General features: G+C 71.2%; 16 protein-coding genes. 12 read left to right on the top strand and 4 right to left on the bottom strand.

What is annotated here, in order from left to right; genetic code table 11:
- The first annotated feature begins 44 nt into the window (after positions 1-44).
- From H6726_16590 to H6726_16535, 12 genes are all read left to right on the top strand, one after another.
- Positions 45-989, top strand: coding sequence for a hypothetical protein (locus tag H6726_16590; protein ID MCB9659264.1), 945 nt, complete (start codon positions 45-47; stop codon positions 987-989).
- Positions 916-1,461 (top strand): cytochrome P450, encoded by a 546-nt coding sequence (locus H6726_16585; protein MCB9659263.1) that lies wholly within the window; start codon positions 916-918, stop codon positions 1,459-1,461. The genes H6726_16590 and H6726_16585 overlap by 74 nt, the downstream gene beginning before the upstream one ends.
- Positions 1,462-1,492: 31 nt before the next feature.
- Positions 1,493-2,275 (top strand): metallophosphoesterase family protein, encoded by a 783-nt coding sequence (locus H6726_16580; GenBank protein ID MCB9659262.1) that lies wholly within the window; start codon positions 1,493-1,495, stop codon positions 2,273-2,275.
- Between the two features lie 72 nt (positions 2,276-2,347).
- On the top strand, positions 2,348-3,484 hold the full coding sequence (locus H6726_16575) for a nitronate monooxygenase (protein ID MCB9659261.1): 1,137 nt from the start codon (positions 2,348-2,350) through the stop codon (positions 3,482-3,484).
- A 61-nt stretch (positions 3,485-3,545) separates the two neighbouring features.
- The gene (locus H6726_16570; GenBank protein MCB9659260.1) at positions 3,546-4,517 is read left to right on the top strand and encodes a universal stress protein; all 972 of its coding nucleotides are present in this window, start codon (positions 3,546-3,548) and stop codon (positions 4,515-4,517) included.
- Between the two features lie 5 nt (positions 4,518-4,522).
- Positions 4,523-4,840, top strand: a complete 318-nt coding sequence (locus H6726_16565) for a hypothetical protein (GenBank protein ID MCB9659259.1) — start codon at positions 4,523-4,525, stop codon at positions 4,838-4,840.
- Between the two features lie 545 nt (positions 4,841-5,385).
- Complete coding sequence (locus H6726_16560; GenBank protein MCB9659258.1) at positions 5,386-5,607, top strand: hypothetical protein; 222 nt, start codon at positions 5,386-5,388, stop codon at positions 5,605-5,607.
- A gap of 74 nt (positions 5,608-5,681) precedes the next feature.
- Positions 5,682-6,026 (top strand): hypothetical protein, encoded by a 345-nt coding sequence (locus H6726_16555; protein MCB9659257.1) that lies wholly within the window; start codon positions 5,682-5,684, stop codon positions 6,024-6,026.
- A 49-nt stretch (positions 6,027-6,075) separates the two neighbouring features.
- Positions 6,076-6,990 carry an OmpA family protein gene (locus H6726_16550; protein ID MCB9659256.1) on the top strand — a complete coding sequence of 305 codons (915 nt, stop codon included), beginning with the start codon at positions 6,076-6,078 and terminating at the stop codon, positions 6,988-6,990.
- Positions 6,991-7,056: 66 nt separating this feature from the next.
- On the top strand, positions 7,057-7,272 hold the full coding sequence (locus tag H6726_16545; protein MCB9659255.1) for a YHYH domain-containing protein: 216 nt from the start codon (positions 7,057-7,059) through the stop codon (positions 7,270-7,272).
- A 179-nt stretch (positions 7,273-7,451) separates the two neighbouring features.
- Positions 7,452-8,159: a hypothetical protein gene (locus tag H6726_16540; GenBank protein ID MCB9659254.1), complete on the top strand. Its 708-nt coding sequence runs from the start codon at positions 7,452-7,454 to the stop codon at positions 8,157-8,159.
- A gap of 48 nt (positions 8,160-8,207) precedes the next feature.
- Positions 8,208-9,158, top strand: a complete 951-nt coding sequence (locus tag H6726_16535) for an NAD-dependent epimerase/dehydratase family protein (protein ID MCB9659253.1) — start codon at positions 8,208-8,210, stop codon at positions 9,156-9,158.
- Positions 9,159-9,180: 22 nt separating this feature from the next.
- Here H6726_16535 and H6726_16530 read toward each other — a convergent pair whose 3' ends face one another.
- The 4 genes from H6726_16530 to H6726_16515 form a co-directional block, all read right to left on the bottom strand.
- A complete protein-coding gene (locus H6726_16530; protein ID MCB9659252.1) occupies positions 9,181-9,825 on the bottom strand; it encodes a hypothetical protein in 645 nt (214 codons plus the stop codon).
- Positions 9,826-9,940: 115 nt separating this feature from the next.
- On the bottom strand, positions 9,941-10,699 hold the full coding sequence (locus H6726_16525) for an SDR family oxidoreductase (protein ID MCB9659251.1): 759 nt from the start codon (positions 10,697-10,699) through the stop codon (positions 9,941-9,943).
- A 103-nt stretch (positions 10,700-10,802) separates the two neighbouring features.
- Positions 10,803-11,387: a TetR/AcrR family transcriptional regulator gene (locus H6726_16520; protein ID MCB9659250.1), complete on the bottom strand. Its 585-nt coding sequence runs from the start codon at positions 11,385-11,387 to the stop codon at positions 10,803-10,805.
- A 169-nt stretch (positions 11,388-11,556) separates the two neighbouring features.
- Positions 11,557-13,068, bottom strand: a complete 1,512-nt coding sequence (locus tag H6726_16515; GenBank protein ID MCB9659249.1) for a hypothetical protein — start codon at positions 13,066-13,068, stop codon at positions 11,557-11,559.
- Between the last annotated feature and the right edge of the window lie 73 nt (positions 13,069-13,141).

Here is a 13,141-nt window from a genome sequence, read left to right as displayed (position 1 = left end):
GTGCGGAGGTTGAGTGCGGCTGCGGCATGTGAGACAGAATACGCATGCCCCCCGCGCTCGACCCCGGTCAGGCCCAGCCCACGTCCCCGCGTTTCGCTCCCGTGGCGAAGCACCATGGGCCGCCTCCCATGGTGCGTGGCGGTATCCCCTGGATCGGCCACGCGCTCGCTTTCGGCAAGGACCCGCTGGGCTTCCTGCGGACGTGCCAGCGCGAGTACGGCGACGTCTTCACGGTGCGCTTCCCGTCGGGGCCGCGTACGTTCCTGCTCGACCCGCTGGACTACCCCGCCTACTTCAAGAACCGCGACATGGAGTTCGCGGAGGTGGGCGCCGAGATCGGCGGGCGTGCGTTCGGCTACACGCTCGAAGAGGTGAAGCGCGCCGACATCGAGGAGGTGTCGCACCAGGTCAACGTGTACATGAAGGGCGAGCCGCTGCAGGTGATGAGCGAGCGCATGCAGCGCAAGCTGGTCGAGCGCCTCCGCGCGCTGCCCGTGGGCACGTGGACCGAGGACGCGCTCCATCGCTGGGCCAACGAGTACATCTTCGCGGCGGGCACGGACGCGCTCTTCGGCGAGGGGGTCTACTCCGAGGCGCTCAAGCGGGCCTACACCACGGTGGACAAGGCGTTCCCCGTGCTGGCCATGGGCCTACCCGTGAAGCTGGTGCCGCCGTGGGCCCGCGCGCAGCGCACGCTGGGCGAGCTGGTGCGCCTCAAGGGGCCCGAGCACGCCGAGCTGTTCGACGTGCGGCACGCGCACTTCACCAAGCTGGACGTCCTGGACCACGAGGGTGGGTTCGACGCAGGCCTGATGTGGGCGGCGCAGGCCAACACGGTCTCGGCCGCGTTCTGGACCATGCTCTACATCCTGCGCGACCGGCGCGCGCGACGAGATCCTCGCCGAGGTGCGTGGCGTGCTGGGCGGGGCGGACATGCTCGCGCCAGGCGGGCCCGTGTTCTCGAAGCAGCAGCTCAAGAGCTTGGTTAAGCTCGAGAGCGCCGTCACCGAGATGAACCGCCTCACCACGGCGCCCATGGTGCCGCGGCGCGCCATGAAGCCCACGGAGCTGGCGCTGCGCAGCGGGACGTACACGTTCGAGGTGGGCGACGACCTGGCGTTGTTCCCGCCCACCACGCACCTCGACCCAGAGATCTACGAGGACCCGTACAGCTTCCGCTTCGACCGCTTTCTGCCCGACGAGAGCGGCGCGCCCGCGCGCTTCTTCAAGGACGACGAGCGCGTGCACTTCAACCTGCTGCCGTTCGGCGCCGGCGTGAGCATGTGCCCAGGGCGCTTCTTCGCCATCAACGAGTTCAAGATCGCGGTGGCCGTGCTGCTCTCGTCGTTCGACATCGAGCTGCTCACCACGGCGGTGCCCAAGCAGGACGTCGGGCGCACGGGCTTCGGCACCCTGCCTCCCGTCGAGGACGTCCCCTTCCGATATCGGCGGCGCGCGTGACGCCGGGCCATGGCGTGGTCAAGGTGAGGTCATGGCGCTCCTAGCCCAGCTCTCAGATGCCCACTTGGTGGAGCTCGACGCCTCCGAGCGAGACGCGGGCGACTGGGTGCGCCTCGCGTTCCTCTCGTCGTACAGGCCTTCTCGGGCGGTCAGCCGCGTGCGGAAGCTGGCGGGCGCGTTTGCGCGGGCGCGTGCGGCAGGCGCCGACCACGTGGTGTTCACGGGCGACCTCACCGAGGACGCGGCGCCGGGGCAGTTCGCGCTCTTCGCGCACATCGTCGCCGAGAGTGGGTTCACGCCGGAACAGGTGACGGTCATCCCCGGCAACCACGACGCATACCGCGGGCGCGACTTCTACGCGCACATGGCCGCGGGAACGTTGGGTGCGGTCGCCCGCACGTCCAGTGACCCGTTCGACCTGGATGGCGTGCGCGTGGTGCCGCTCGACTCGACGCTGGACCAACACTACGTGCGCGCGGCCGGCTGTCTGGGCGCCGCCCAGCGCGCGCAGCTGCGCAGCGGGGAGGGGCCCACGCTGGTGTTGCAGCACCACCCGCCGCTGGCGCACGCGCCGCGCGCGCTTTCGTGGTTCCAGGAGCTGGTGGACCTCGCCGACGTGCAGTCCGCCGTGGCCGCGGCCGAGCACCTCTACGTGATGCACGGGCACGTGCACCGGGACCGCGACCTCTACCCGTATGGCGCCACGCGGCCGCGCGTGTTCTCGCCGCGCGCGGTGGTCGAGACCGATGCCGCGGTGCGCTTCTACGAGGTGGACGCGCGCGGCGTGCGCCCCCTGGGCGAACGGCTGGACTGAGCGCGCTCCTGAACTATACAGTTCGTAAACATTCGCGGGGAACTACCCCGTGGTCCCAAGGAGCCCCTCTCAATGCGCACACCCATCTGCGACACGCTCGGCATCGAGTTTCCGCTGTTCGCCTTCAGCCACTGCCGCGACGTCGTCGCCGCGGTCACCAACGCGGGCGGCTTCGGCGTGCTCGGCGCGCTCACGTTCAGTCCGGAGCAGCTCGAGGAGGAGCTGACCTGGATTGACGCGCACGTCGGTGGACGCCCGTACGGCGTGGACATCGTCATCCCCGCCAAGTACGTGGGGCGCGAGTCGGGGGACATGAGCACGGCGGACCTGAAGAAGATGATCCCCGAGCACGTGTCGAAGTTCCTGAACGACCTACTGGCCAAGCACGAGGTGCCCGAGCTGCCGGCCGACTTCGGCGGCTTCTCCGAGATGCTGGGGTGGTCCGCGGGCGGCGGTCGCGCGCACCTCGAGGTCGCGATGAAGCACCCCATCCGCCTGCTGGTGAACGCGCTCGGGCCCCCGCCGGAGGACGTCATCGAGCTGGCGCACGCGCAGGGCATCCTGGTGGGCGCGCTGGTGGGCACGCCACAGCAGGCGCTCAAGCAGAAGCAGGTGGGCGTGGACATCATCATCGCGTCCGGCACCGAGGCCGGCGGCCACACGGGCGAGGTGGCCAGCATGGTGCTGACGCCGCAGTGCGTGGACGCCGTGGCGCCCACCCCCGTGCTGACCGCGGGCGGCGTGGGGACGGGGCGGCAGCTGGCGGCCGCGCTCTGCCTGGGTGCGCAGGGCGCCTGGACCGGGTCCATCTGGCTCACCACCAACGAGTCGGAGGAGGCCGAGTCGCTGATCGAGAAGCTGCTGGCCGCGACGTCCAGCGACACCATCCGCTCGCGCTGCCTGACCGGCAAGCCCGCGCGGCAGCTGAAGACGACGTACACCATGGCGTGGGAGGCCGAGGACGCCCCGGACCCGCTGCCCATGCCGCTGCAGTTCATGGCTGTGGCCGACGCGAACAACCGCATCTGGAAGCACTCGCAGACCAACCACCCCACGGCTGGCAACCTCACGGGCATCGCCGTGGGGCAGATCGTCGGGATGATGAACCAGCGGCGCCCCACGCGTGAGCTGGTGCAGAGCATCGTGACGGAGTGCGCCGAGACGCTGGCCGCGCAGGCCGAGCTGCTGGAGCGCTCCGCGGCCGACTGAGCGCTTCGAAGAGCGGCGCACGGGTGGTGCCGGTGGTAGGCTCCCGCCAAGGAACCCGACCATGACTGGCACCGCTGACCGCCTCCTCGTCGCCGCCGACCTGTCCTTCGCCAACGACGCCGCCGTGCGCTTCGCGGCGTCCGTGGCCAAGGCGCTCTCGCTCTCGCTGGAGCTGGTACACGTGGTGGACACGGCCGGCACCGAGCCCCTGGCCGACAGCGCCGACCCTGCCGTGCAGGTGTACCTGCGCGAGCTGCAGAAGCGCCTGACCGACCGGCTGGACGCGCAGAGCGCGGGGCTCGAGGCGGAGCGTGCGCTGGTCGAGGCGCTGGGCGTGCCGTGCACGTCGCACCTGACGAACGGGCGCGTGTGGGAGGCCATCCTCACGCGCGGCCGCGAGGTCGACGCGCGCTTCGTGGTGGTGGGGCCGCACAGCAAGGGGCCCGGCGAGCGCCTGCTCGGGGCGCTGGGCGAGTGGCTGCTGGGCAGCACGGCGGACCGCGTGGTGCGTCACGCGCACTGCCCCGTGTGGGTGGTCCCTGGGGTGCCCGCGGGCGATGACGTGGTCGCGCCGCAGGGACCCGCGGCGTCCCTGGCCCGCATCATGGTGGCGGTGGACTTCTCGCCGGCGTCCATGCGGGGGCTCGCCATCGCGGCAGACCTGGCGCGCGGGGCGGGTGGCTCGCTGCACCTCGTGCACCTGCTGCCGCACGGATACCGTGGGGACTCGAGCTCGCCGTGCGCGGAGGACATCACGAGCGCGCCATCCACCATCGTGGCGAACGACGCCAAGGCGCGCCTCCACCGCGTGGCACTCTCCGCCGCGGAGGGGGGCGTGACGGTGCACGAGGACGTGCGCGTGGTGAACCACAGCTTCCACGAGGAGCTGCTGGAGGCGGCTCGAGAGGCGGACGCGACCGAGGTGGTGCTGGGGTCGCACAGCCGCTCGGTGCTCGACCACCTGGTGCTGGGCAGCACGGCCGAGCGCATGCTGCGCCGCGCGACGGTGCCCACGCTGGTGGTGCGCGGCTGACGCCCATGGCCTGGGCGGCGCTGTTCCTGGCGGGCCTGCTGGAGGTCGCCTGGGCCGTTGGGCTGGTCTACACGCGCGGCTTCACGCGCCTTTGGCCTTCCGTGTTCACGGGGCTGGCGCTGGTGGCCAGCATGGGGTTGTTGTCGTTCGCGGTGCGCACGCTGCCGATTGGGACGGCGTATCCCATCTGGGTGGGTATCGGCGCGCTGGGCGCGGCGGCGGCTGGGGTGGTGCTGTTCGATGAGCCGGTGTCGGCGGCGCGGGTGGTGTTCGTGGTGTTGTTGGTGGTGAGCGTGGTGGGGCTGAAGGTGACGGCGAAGTAGCGGCGGGGGGCACGGGGCACCGGGTCACGCGGCCCGGTTCACGGTTCACGGTTCACGGTCACGGTTCGCGCGGCACGGGTCGCGGTTCACGGGTCCCAGGGTCACGTGGCACGTGTTCACGGTTCACGCGGCCCGGTCCACGGTTCACGCGGCCCGGTCCACGGGTTCGCTGGGCCCGGTTCACGTTTCACGGTTCGCGCGGCCCGGTGTTGCGGGCGGGTGGTGCGCGACTTGGGTCGGGGGCGTGGTGGCTCGCGGGGAGGGTGTGGACGCTTTGGGGCGGGCCGCGCGGGAGAGGTCAGGGTAGCACGGTGCTCGCCCTGTCACGCCCGACCCTGCGGGTCGCTTTTCGTGCCGAAAAGTGCGGCGGGACAGGGCTGCGACTCCGTGCGGGTGGGGGGGTCTCAGCGCGGCCGATGCCGCAGAAAGGCCTCTTTGTGACACGTACGGAAGACCTCATTTTGTCCACCATTCGGGAAGCCACGCCGGTGATTCGCGTGATGGGTCGGCGGGTTCCTCACCTTGCTCGGCAGACCGAGCGGGCTTTGCACTCCGTGGCTCTGCAGTACGCGGAGGGGATGCACGCTCGGGGCGGGAACCGGGACGCGAAGCTCCAGGGGGCGTATGCCGAGGCGAAGGAGGCGATGACGGCGGTGCGGGTGGCCGTCGCTTGCGGGGCGCTCAGCGAGGACGGGGCGCGGGGGACGCTGGTGCGGCTGGACCATGTGGCGGCGGTGTTGCACCTGAAGCGCACGCGGCCGCTTTGAGCGGGGGCGTAGCCGGGCTCGCTCCTCGGAGCGGGCTCGTTGTCCTCGTCTCAGGGTTGCTGTACATCTGTTCAGTGCACTCCGCGCCGACGCCCGCTCCCGAGCCCAAGACCTGCGTGTTCTGTGGGCAGCCGTTCGCCGAGGGGGCGGCGCGGTGGTTCGTGCGGGGGGACGCAGCGTGGGCGCCGGAGCGGGGCTTCGCCCACACGGAGTGCATGCCGTGGGAGCGGGCGAGCGCGCCGTGGACGCACATGCTCACGCAGCTGCCGAAGGAGCTGAACGGGCTGCGTGCCCGCCTTCGTGCGGGGGAGCGGCTGCTGCGGGCCATCCGCAAGCTGCACGGGGAGTGGCCGCGTGAGGCGCGGCGGCGCGTGCTGCTGGTGCAGGCGATGATCGAGGAGTGGCAGAGTCGGCGTTGAGCGCACGGTGCGTAGACGGGGCCGCCTGTGTTGCCCCATGCTCTTGGGCATGTCTGCACGGCACGTCGAATGGCGCTGGGTCCTGACCGGGCTCGCGTGGCTTTACGTGGCGGGCGTTCAGGGCTGCGGCGGGGTGGCTTCCACGAGCGCGGGTCACGCGGCGGGAGCGGAGCCGAGCACGGCCGAAGAACGCACGGACACCGACGAGGACGGCGTGGCGGACGCGCTGGACGCGTGTGTGGAGGCTCCCGAGGACCTCGACGGGTTCGACGACGAGGATGGGTGCCCCGACCCGGACAACGACGGAGACGGCGTCGCCGACGTCGACGACATGTGCCCGAACGACACGTCGTACCGCAGCCGCTCGCGACAGGGGGCTGGGGAGGATGGCGCGCTCGGGTGTCCGGATGGGTCCGAGCGGGAGTACACCAACGGGCCGCCCGGCGACCTCGACGACGACGGGTATCCCGACGAGGTGGACCAGTGCCCGCGCCACGCCGAGACCTTCCCGAGCAGCCTCGACGGGGGCTGCACGGACGACGGGGATGGCTGCCCCGACGGTGGGTCCATCCTGCTGGTGGCGTGCGATGTCGCCATCTTGGACATCGTGTACTTCGCGTCGAACGCCAGCACGCTGTCGCCCGACGGTGCCCTCGTGCTCGACGCGCTCGCACAGACCCTGCAGGTGAACCCGGGCGTTGGGGTGGATATCGTGGGCCACGTCGACGACCGCGAGCGTGAGCCCTTGGCGCAGCTGCGCGCCCAGGCGGTGTACGACGCGCTCGTCGCGCGCGGTGTGCCGGCCTCGCAGCTGGGCGTGCGCGCCGTGGGGGCGTCGCAGCCCGCGGCGCCCATCGCGGGCGTGCGTGGACGGGAGCTGGCCGCCGCGCGGGAGCGCAACCGACGCGTGAGCTTCGAGGTCACGCGGCAGCCGCGCTTGCCGGGTCGTCCGTCCGAGCGCTGAGGGCGCGCCGCGGGCTCGTTCGTCGTTGCCGTTCCCGCCACGCGTGCGTTGTGCGACGCTGCGCGCATGGGTCGACTGCTGTTCGTGTTCCTCCTCGCGCTGCCCGCGTCGGCCGCGGCGCACCGTGGCGGACTCGACGACCAGGGCGGGCACCACGATCGACGCACGGGCGAGTACCACTGCCATCGAGCGGGCTGCTGTCAGCCGCCCCGCGAACGACGCGACCCCGAAAGAGACGACGAGAACGAGCCCGACGACGAGCCGGAGCGCCCGCGTGGCTGACGCGCCCCAGAGGGAGCCGCCCGAGTGGGGCACGGACGCGCATCTGCGGTGGGAGCTCGACCACCTGCTCCACGGAGCGCACGTCGACGCAATGTGCGGTCCCTTTCCTACGGGCGCGCTCCGTTGGTCGCTGCGGGCCAGTGGCGCCGAGGACGTCACGTGTTGAGGCGCGGCGCCCGGTGACTGGGCGCTCGCCGTACCGAGTTGGGCTCGAGTGGTGCGCGTTCGCCGAGGAGGACCTCGTGGTCGGTCGCGTCGGTTCGGGCGCTGCCGAGCCTCCCGGGGCGCGCGACGCGCTGCTCACGCTCACCGTCGGTGCACGCCCCACGGCTGCCGGGGTCGCTGTGATGGTCGACGCGACTCTGCCTGAGGAGGCAAACGCGGTGCGGCGCGCGTTCGCCGGGCTGCGCCAGGAACCCCCAGCCCGCGACTTCGTGGAGCTGGAGGCTTGTGTGCAGGGCTTCGTGGAGCGCGCGCGCGAGCAGCTGCACCAACGTCCCGGGCACGGAGCGAGCGTCACGGCGGTGGCGTGGTGCGGCGCGGAGGGGGTCGTGTGGCACGTCGGAGAGGTGCGCGCGTATTCGCTCTCGCGCGGCCACGTGAGGCGCCTGACGACCGACGATACGTTCCAGACGACGCGGGGCGCGTGGATCCTCACCCGTTCGCTCGGCCTCGGCCGCGATGAACCGACCGTGACGCGCGTCTCGCTCGATGGGGTCAGCGACCTGCTCTTGTGCTCGTCGGGGGCGCATCGACATGCCGACGACGCGAGCTTCGACGTCTTGTCCCAGGACTGGAGCCGCCCGGCGCAGGCCATCGACGTCCTTCGTCGGGCCCGCGCGGGTGACCCGGGATCGGGCCTCGTCGCGCTCGTCCGGCGCTCGTGACGTCGACCGTGCGCGCCTCGGGCGCTACAGCACAGCAGGAGCCAAGCGATGCAGACCATCCTCGGGGCGAGCGGACAGATTGGGCGGGAGCTGGCCATCCACCTGGCGCGCGAACACACCACGGACATCCGGCTGGTGAGCCGGCGCCCGGCGCGCGTGCACGACACCGACGAGCTGCGCCCTGCGGATCTGTTGGATGCCCAGCAGACCCTGCGCGCCGTGGAAGGCTCCACCACGGCGTACCTGACCGCCGGGCTGCCGATGGACACGCAGCGCTGGGTGGCGCAGTGGCCCGTCTTGATGCGCAACGTCATCGACGCGTGCGCCGCGCACGGCACGCAGCTCGTGTTCTTCGACAACACGTACATGTATCCGCAGACCGCGGACCCCCAGACCGAAGAGACGGCCTTTCGTCCGCACGGCGCGAAGGGTGCCGTGCGCGCCCAGATCGCCGAGGCGCTGCTGGACGCCATGGTCAGCGGCCGCGTGCGTGCGTTGATCGCGCGTGCGCCCGAGTTCTACGGGCCCGGGGCGACGCAGAGCATCACGACCGCGACGGTGGTGGACCCGCTGTGGTCAGGCAAGGCTGCCAAGGTCTTCGTGCGCGACGACACGCGGCGGACGCTGATCTACACGCCCGACGCGAGCCGCGCGATGGCGCTGCTGGGCAACACGCCCGACGCGTTCGGTCAGACGTGGCACCTCCCGTGCGACGACCAGCGGCTCACCTATCGCCAGTTCGTCGCGCTCGTGGCGGAGACCTTCGGCGTCCCGGCGCGCCATCGCGTGCTGCGCCGCTGGCAGTTGCGGTTGGCGGGCCTCGTGAGCCCCACGGTGCGGGACGCGGCCGAGCTGCTGCCGCGCTACGACGTGGACAACCTGTTCGTGTCGGACAAGTTCAAGCGCCGGTTCCCGGAGTTCGCCGTGACGTCGCTTCGCGCGGGCGTGACCGCGATCCGCGACGAGCGTGTGCTGCTTCGTGAGGCGGGACGCGAGTAGCGTACGAGCGAGCGTTGGGGTGCTACGGCGCGAGCTCCTCGAGGTAGGGGCGCCATGCGTCTTCGGTCCACGGGGCATCCGCCGCCGCGCGCAGGTGAACGGTGTGCACGCCGCGCGGCGCGCTCGGGTCGCCGCCGACCGTCGCTTGATGCAGCAGTCCACGCCAGCCGTGTCCTGGCTCCATGACGCTGTTGCACAGCGCGACGAGGACGAAGTGCGTAGCGTCGCGCGGGATGTCGATGGCCAGGGCGCTCAGGCGCGGGTCGTCCGCCGGGAAGCCGTTCGGACGGCTCGCGAGGTAGGCCGCGATGGACTGGGCTTCGGCCGCCGCGTGAGGGAGATCGACGACGCGCAGGCGGCTGGTGCGGGCAGAGGGCTCGTAGCCCAGCAGCAGCACCGACTCGTCGGGTCCACCGTCGACGTGGAAGGGCGTGGTCTCGCCCTGGTCGAAGAAGGTGAGCGCGGTGGGGATCAGACCGCGGCCACGCAGGCGGCGCTCTTCGCGGTCTAGCCCCCGAGCCAGGCGGTGCTGCGCCTCACGGAGTGCCCGCGCCCCCGCGTGAGGCCCGAGGTCGATGGTTGCCCAACCGGGCTGCCGCTCGTCGCGGCGCAAGATGGCGCCGTGGAGCGACGGATGGTCCAGGCTGGCGGCGCCATGTACGAGCATGTGAGGTAGACGAGCCCGACCGCAGCGCTCTGTCAACCGTGCGCCACCGGCGGGCCGGAGTTGCGCGCGGCACCGAGATGCGGGGCGGTCGAGCTACTGCGTCTCGGTGGCTCCCCTAGTTCCTGCCCGCCATGACGCCGCCGTCCACGTCCCACACGGCGCCCGTGACCCACGCCGCATCATCGGAGAGCAGGTGCGCGATGGTCTTGGCCACGTCGTCGGGCTGACCGATGCGACCGATGGGGTGGAACGCGTCGAAGCCTCGGAGGGTCTCGGCGATCTGCGCGGGTTCGATGAAAGCCCCGTAGATGGGCGTGTGCACCACGGCCGGAGAGACGGCGTTTACGCGGATGCCGTCTGCTGCGAGCTCCATGGCGAGGTGCTGGGTGAGCGCGTGGAGCCCAGCCTTGGCCATGGAGTAGGCGGAGGAGGGCGTGGCCGCGATGGCCTGCTTGGCCCACATGGAGCCGATGTTCACGATGGCACCGCCCCCGTGCCGCTGCATGTTCGCGACGACGGCCTGGGTGAGGAAGAAGGTGGCGCGGTTGAGGTCGTGGTAGCGGTCGTAGTCGGCGCGGGTGTGTTCCATGAACGGTCGCGGGCTGAAGTAGCCGGCCGCGTTGACGAGCTGATGGATGGGCGCCGCCTGCTCGCGTAGCTGGGTGGCGAACGCGTCCACCGCGGCCTTGTCGTAGAGGTCGAGGCTGGTGGTCTCGACGCGCCCGAGAGGGCTCAGCTCGGACTGCGCGGCGGCGAGCTTCTGTGGGTCGCGCGCGACGAGGTGCACGGCGCCACCTCGTGTCAGGAGGTGGCGGGCGGTGGCGAGGCCCATGCCGGTGGAGCCGCCGAGGATGAGAGCGTTGAGGGAGGTCATGGAGTGTTCTTTCGAGATGGTTGGATGGTGCTACCTATGCATAGGTAGTCAACGCGGACGGCGGACGAGCGCGGCAAACGTCGGGTCGACGATGGCCGGCGCGTCAGGAAGGCGAGGGCGCGGCGACCGCGTCGAAGAAGACGCGCGCGACCGTGGCGACCCACGGGGAGCCCGCCCGGACCCTTGCCAAGATGAGGCCTCCTTGGAGCCCCGAGACGAGCGTGGTGGCCAGCTCGTGCGGGTCTTGTCGCGTGTGGAGCTCGCCGCGCGCCACGCCGTCCGCGACGCGTGCGGCGACCCACTGGGCGCTGCGGTCGAGGTAGGCGGCGACGGCGTCGCGCATGGGGGTGGGCAGGGTCTCGCAGTCGGTCGCGAGCGAGCCGCAGACGCAGATGACCCCGTTCGTTTCCGTCTTGCCGTAGAGCGCGACGAAGGCTTCGAGCTGGTCGCGAACGGACCCGCCGCGTGCGTCGATGTCGGCGAGCGCGGCCTCGAGCTCCGCGCGGTAGCGCTGCACCACGGCGAGCCCCAGGTCGGCTTTGGACGGGAAGTGGTAGTGGATGCTGGCCGTGCGGATGCCCACGACCGCGGCGAGGTCCTTGTAGCTGAACGCGTTGAACCCACGGCTCTGGATCAGCGCCTGGGCCTCGTCCATCAGCTGGTTGGCGGTGTCGGTTCCAGAGGTCATCGAGGAGCTCTGTGTATAGCTACCTATCCATAGATAGGCAAGGGCTGCGGACGTTTTCGTGTGACTCGTCGGGGGCGCAGCGACCGCGGAGGCAACCCTTCGGGGGCTGGGCCCCCGGCTTCACGTGTGTGTCATGTGTGATTCTTTGTCGCGCCCATGGGTGCCCCCTTCACGGCGCGACGGGGGTCTGCACGAGCCAACCGCCGCAGTCGCCCCCGTGTCCGTTCCGCGTGATGGTGCAGCTGCGGTCGGGGGTCGCCGTGTCGAAGTCCGTGGTGAGCTGCAGCCCCGGCCACGGCCCGATGAACAGCGGGAAGGTCGCGCTCGTCGCCGCCCCCGAAGCGCGCCGCACACGGAACGACTGCGTCACGCTGCGCCCGGGCCAGACCATGAACTGGGCGTCGTCGCCGCGTGCGCTGTCGCGCTGCCAGTCGGTGCCCTCGTCGCGCACGTTGAAGTCCGGCTGGTCGCGCAGGAACCCGTCCTGCTCGAACACGTGCAGCGGCCGGCAGCCCTCGATGTTGTCGTTGGTGACCTGCACGTCGACGTACACGGTGCGGTCGTCCTGCACGCGCGTGCTGACGGTGAGCGTGGGCGGGAGCGCGCAGCGGGCATCGTCGGTGACGGCGTCGACGCGCAGGGTGGCGGTCATGCCGTCCTCGGCGAAGGCGTCGACGTCCACCTGGATGCCCGTCTCGTCGATGAAGCGGTGCCGGAACGTCGCGACGAGCGAGCCGCGCGTGGCGCAGTCGTCACAGTCCGCGATGATGTGCGCGGCGATCATGGACTCCTCGTCGCGCTCGTCCGAGTGACGGAAGAAGCCCACGCTGCGGAACGCGGACTGACGCCCGATGAGGCTCAGCTGCATGACCTCGCCCGTGGGCAAGCGCACCAGCGCCGCGATGGGCTCGCCGCGCGTGAGGAAGTCGGACTCCACCACGGAGCCCACCTCGCGGATGAGCACGGGCTGGCTACGGTTCGGTTGCACGAAGAGGTCGTCGTGCTCGAAGAAGCGCACCCAGTAGAGCTGGTGCGGGAGCATGGCGGCGTTCGCGCGCCCCATGAACGAGGTGTAGTCCCCGTAGGCGTAGGAGCCCTCGGCCAGGCGCGAGAGGGGCGCGGTCCCGTCGAAGCTGTCGGCGGGCGTGAAGGCCGTGTCGCCTTCGCCTGCATGGAGGATCTTGTAGGCGTGGTGGAAGCCCAGCTCGTGGCCGAACTCGTGCACGTGCGTGTAGCCGTTCTTGATGCCGGCCATGGCGATGTGCGAGCCGTAGGCCGCGGTGCCGCACTGGGTGTTTCGGAAGTAGGCGAACGTCACCTCGGTCCCCGGGATGAGGAACATGCTGGGCACGTCGCGGCAGCTGGGCGGCGTGCCCTCGACGGTGGCGCTGGCGATGGACTCGATGGTCAGCCGGCCGTTCGCGCGCGACCCGTAGAAGCTGCGCAGGTGGTCCATGCGGGCCGCCCAGGTGTCCGCGCGGGCTGTGTCGTCGTACCAGGACTCGGGCCCCTCGTCCTCGATGAACACGGCGCCGACGCGCACGTTGCGCACCAGCTCGGTCTGGTTGCGCTGGGGCAGCACGATGGGCCGCGTGGAGAAGGGCGGGAGCGCGACGGAGGCGTCCGGTGCGGACCCGTCGGGTGGCGTGGCGCCGTCCTGTGGCGTGGAGGCGTCGGGCAAATCCGGGGCGTCTGCGTCCGGGCATGCGCCGGGGGGATCGCAGGGCGGGGCGTTGCCCGCGTCCGAGCACGCG

This window comes from Sandaracinaceae bacterium (assembly GCA_020633055.1).
Taxonomy (GTDB): Bacteria; Myxococcota_A; Polyangia; order Polyangiales; family Houyiibacteriaceae; genus JADJJE01.
The sequence above is the reverse complement of the archived record's forward strand: the minus strand, read 5'-3'. Positions and strand labels throughout refer to the sequence as shown.

Bases quoted from the DNA above. Each gene is read 5' to 3' on its own strand.
- H6726_16590 (MCB9659264.1), top strand. From the start codon at position 45: ATGCCCCCCGCGCTCGACCCCGGTCAGGCCCAGCCCACGTCCCCGCGT.
- H6726_16580 (MCB9659262.1), top strand. From the start codon at position 1,493: ATGGCGCTCCTAGCCCAGCTCTCAGATGCCCACTTGGTGGAGCTCGAC.
- H6726_16575 (MCB9659261.1), top strand. From the start codon at position 2,348: ATGCGCACACCCATCTGCGACACGCTCGGCATCGAGTTTCCGCTGTTC.
- H6726_16570 (MCB9659260.1), top strand. From the start codon at position 3,546: ATGACTGGCACCGCTGACCGCCTCCTCGTCGCCGCCGACCTGTCCTTC.
- H6726_16565 (MCB9659259.1), top strand. From the start codon at position 4,523: ATGGCCTGGGCGGCGCTGTTCCTGGCGGGCCTGCTGGAGGTCGCCTGG.
- H6726_16550 (MCB9659256.1), top strand. From the start codon at position 6,076: ATGTCTGCACGGCACGTCGAATGGCGCTGGGTCCTGACCGGGCTCGCG.
- H6726_16545 (MCB9659255.1), top strand. From the start codon at position 7,057: ATGGGTCGACTGCTGTTCGTGTTCCTCCTCGCGCTGCCCGCGTCGGCC.
- H6726_16535 (MCB9659253.1), top strand. From the start codon at position 8,208: ATGCAGACCATCCTCGGGGCGAGCGGACAGATTGGGCGGGAGCTGGCC.
- H6726_16530 (MCB9659252.1), bottom strand. From the start codon at position 9,825: ATGCTCGTACATGGCGCCGCCAGCCTGGACCATCCGTCGCTCCACGGC.
- H6726_16525 (MCB9659251.1), bottom strand. From the start codon at position 10,699: ATGACCTCCCTCAACGCTCTCATCCTCGGCGGCTCCACCGGCATGGGC.
- H6726_16520 (MCB9659250.1), bottom strand. From the start codon at position 11,387: ATGACCTCTGGAACCGACACCGCCAACCAGCTGATGGACGAGGCCCAG.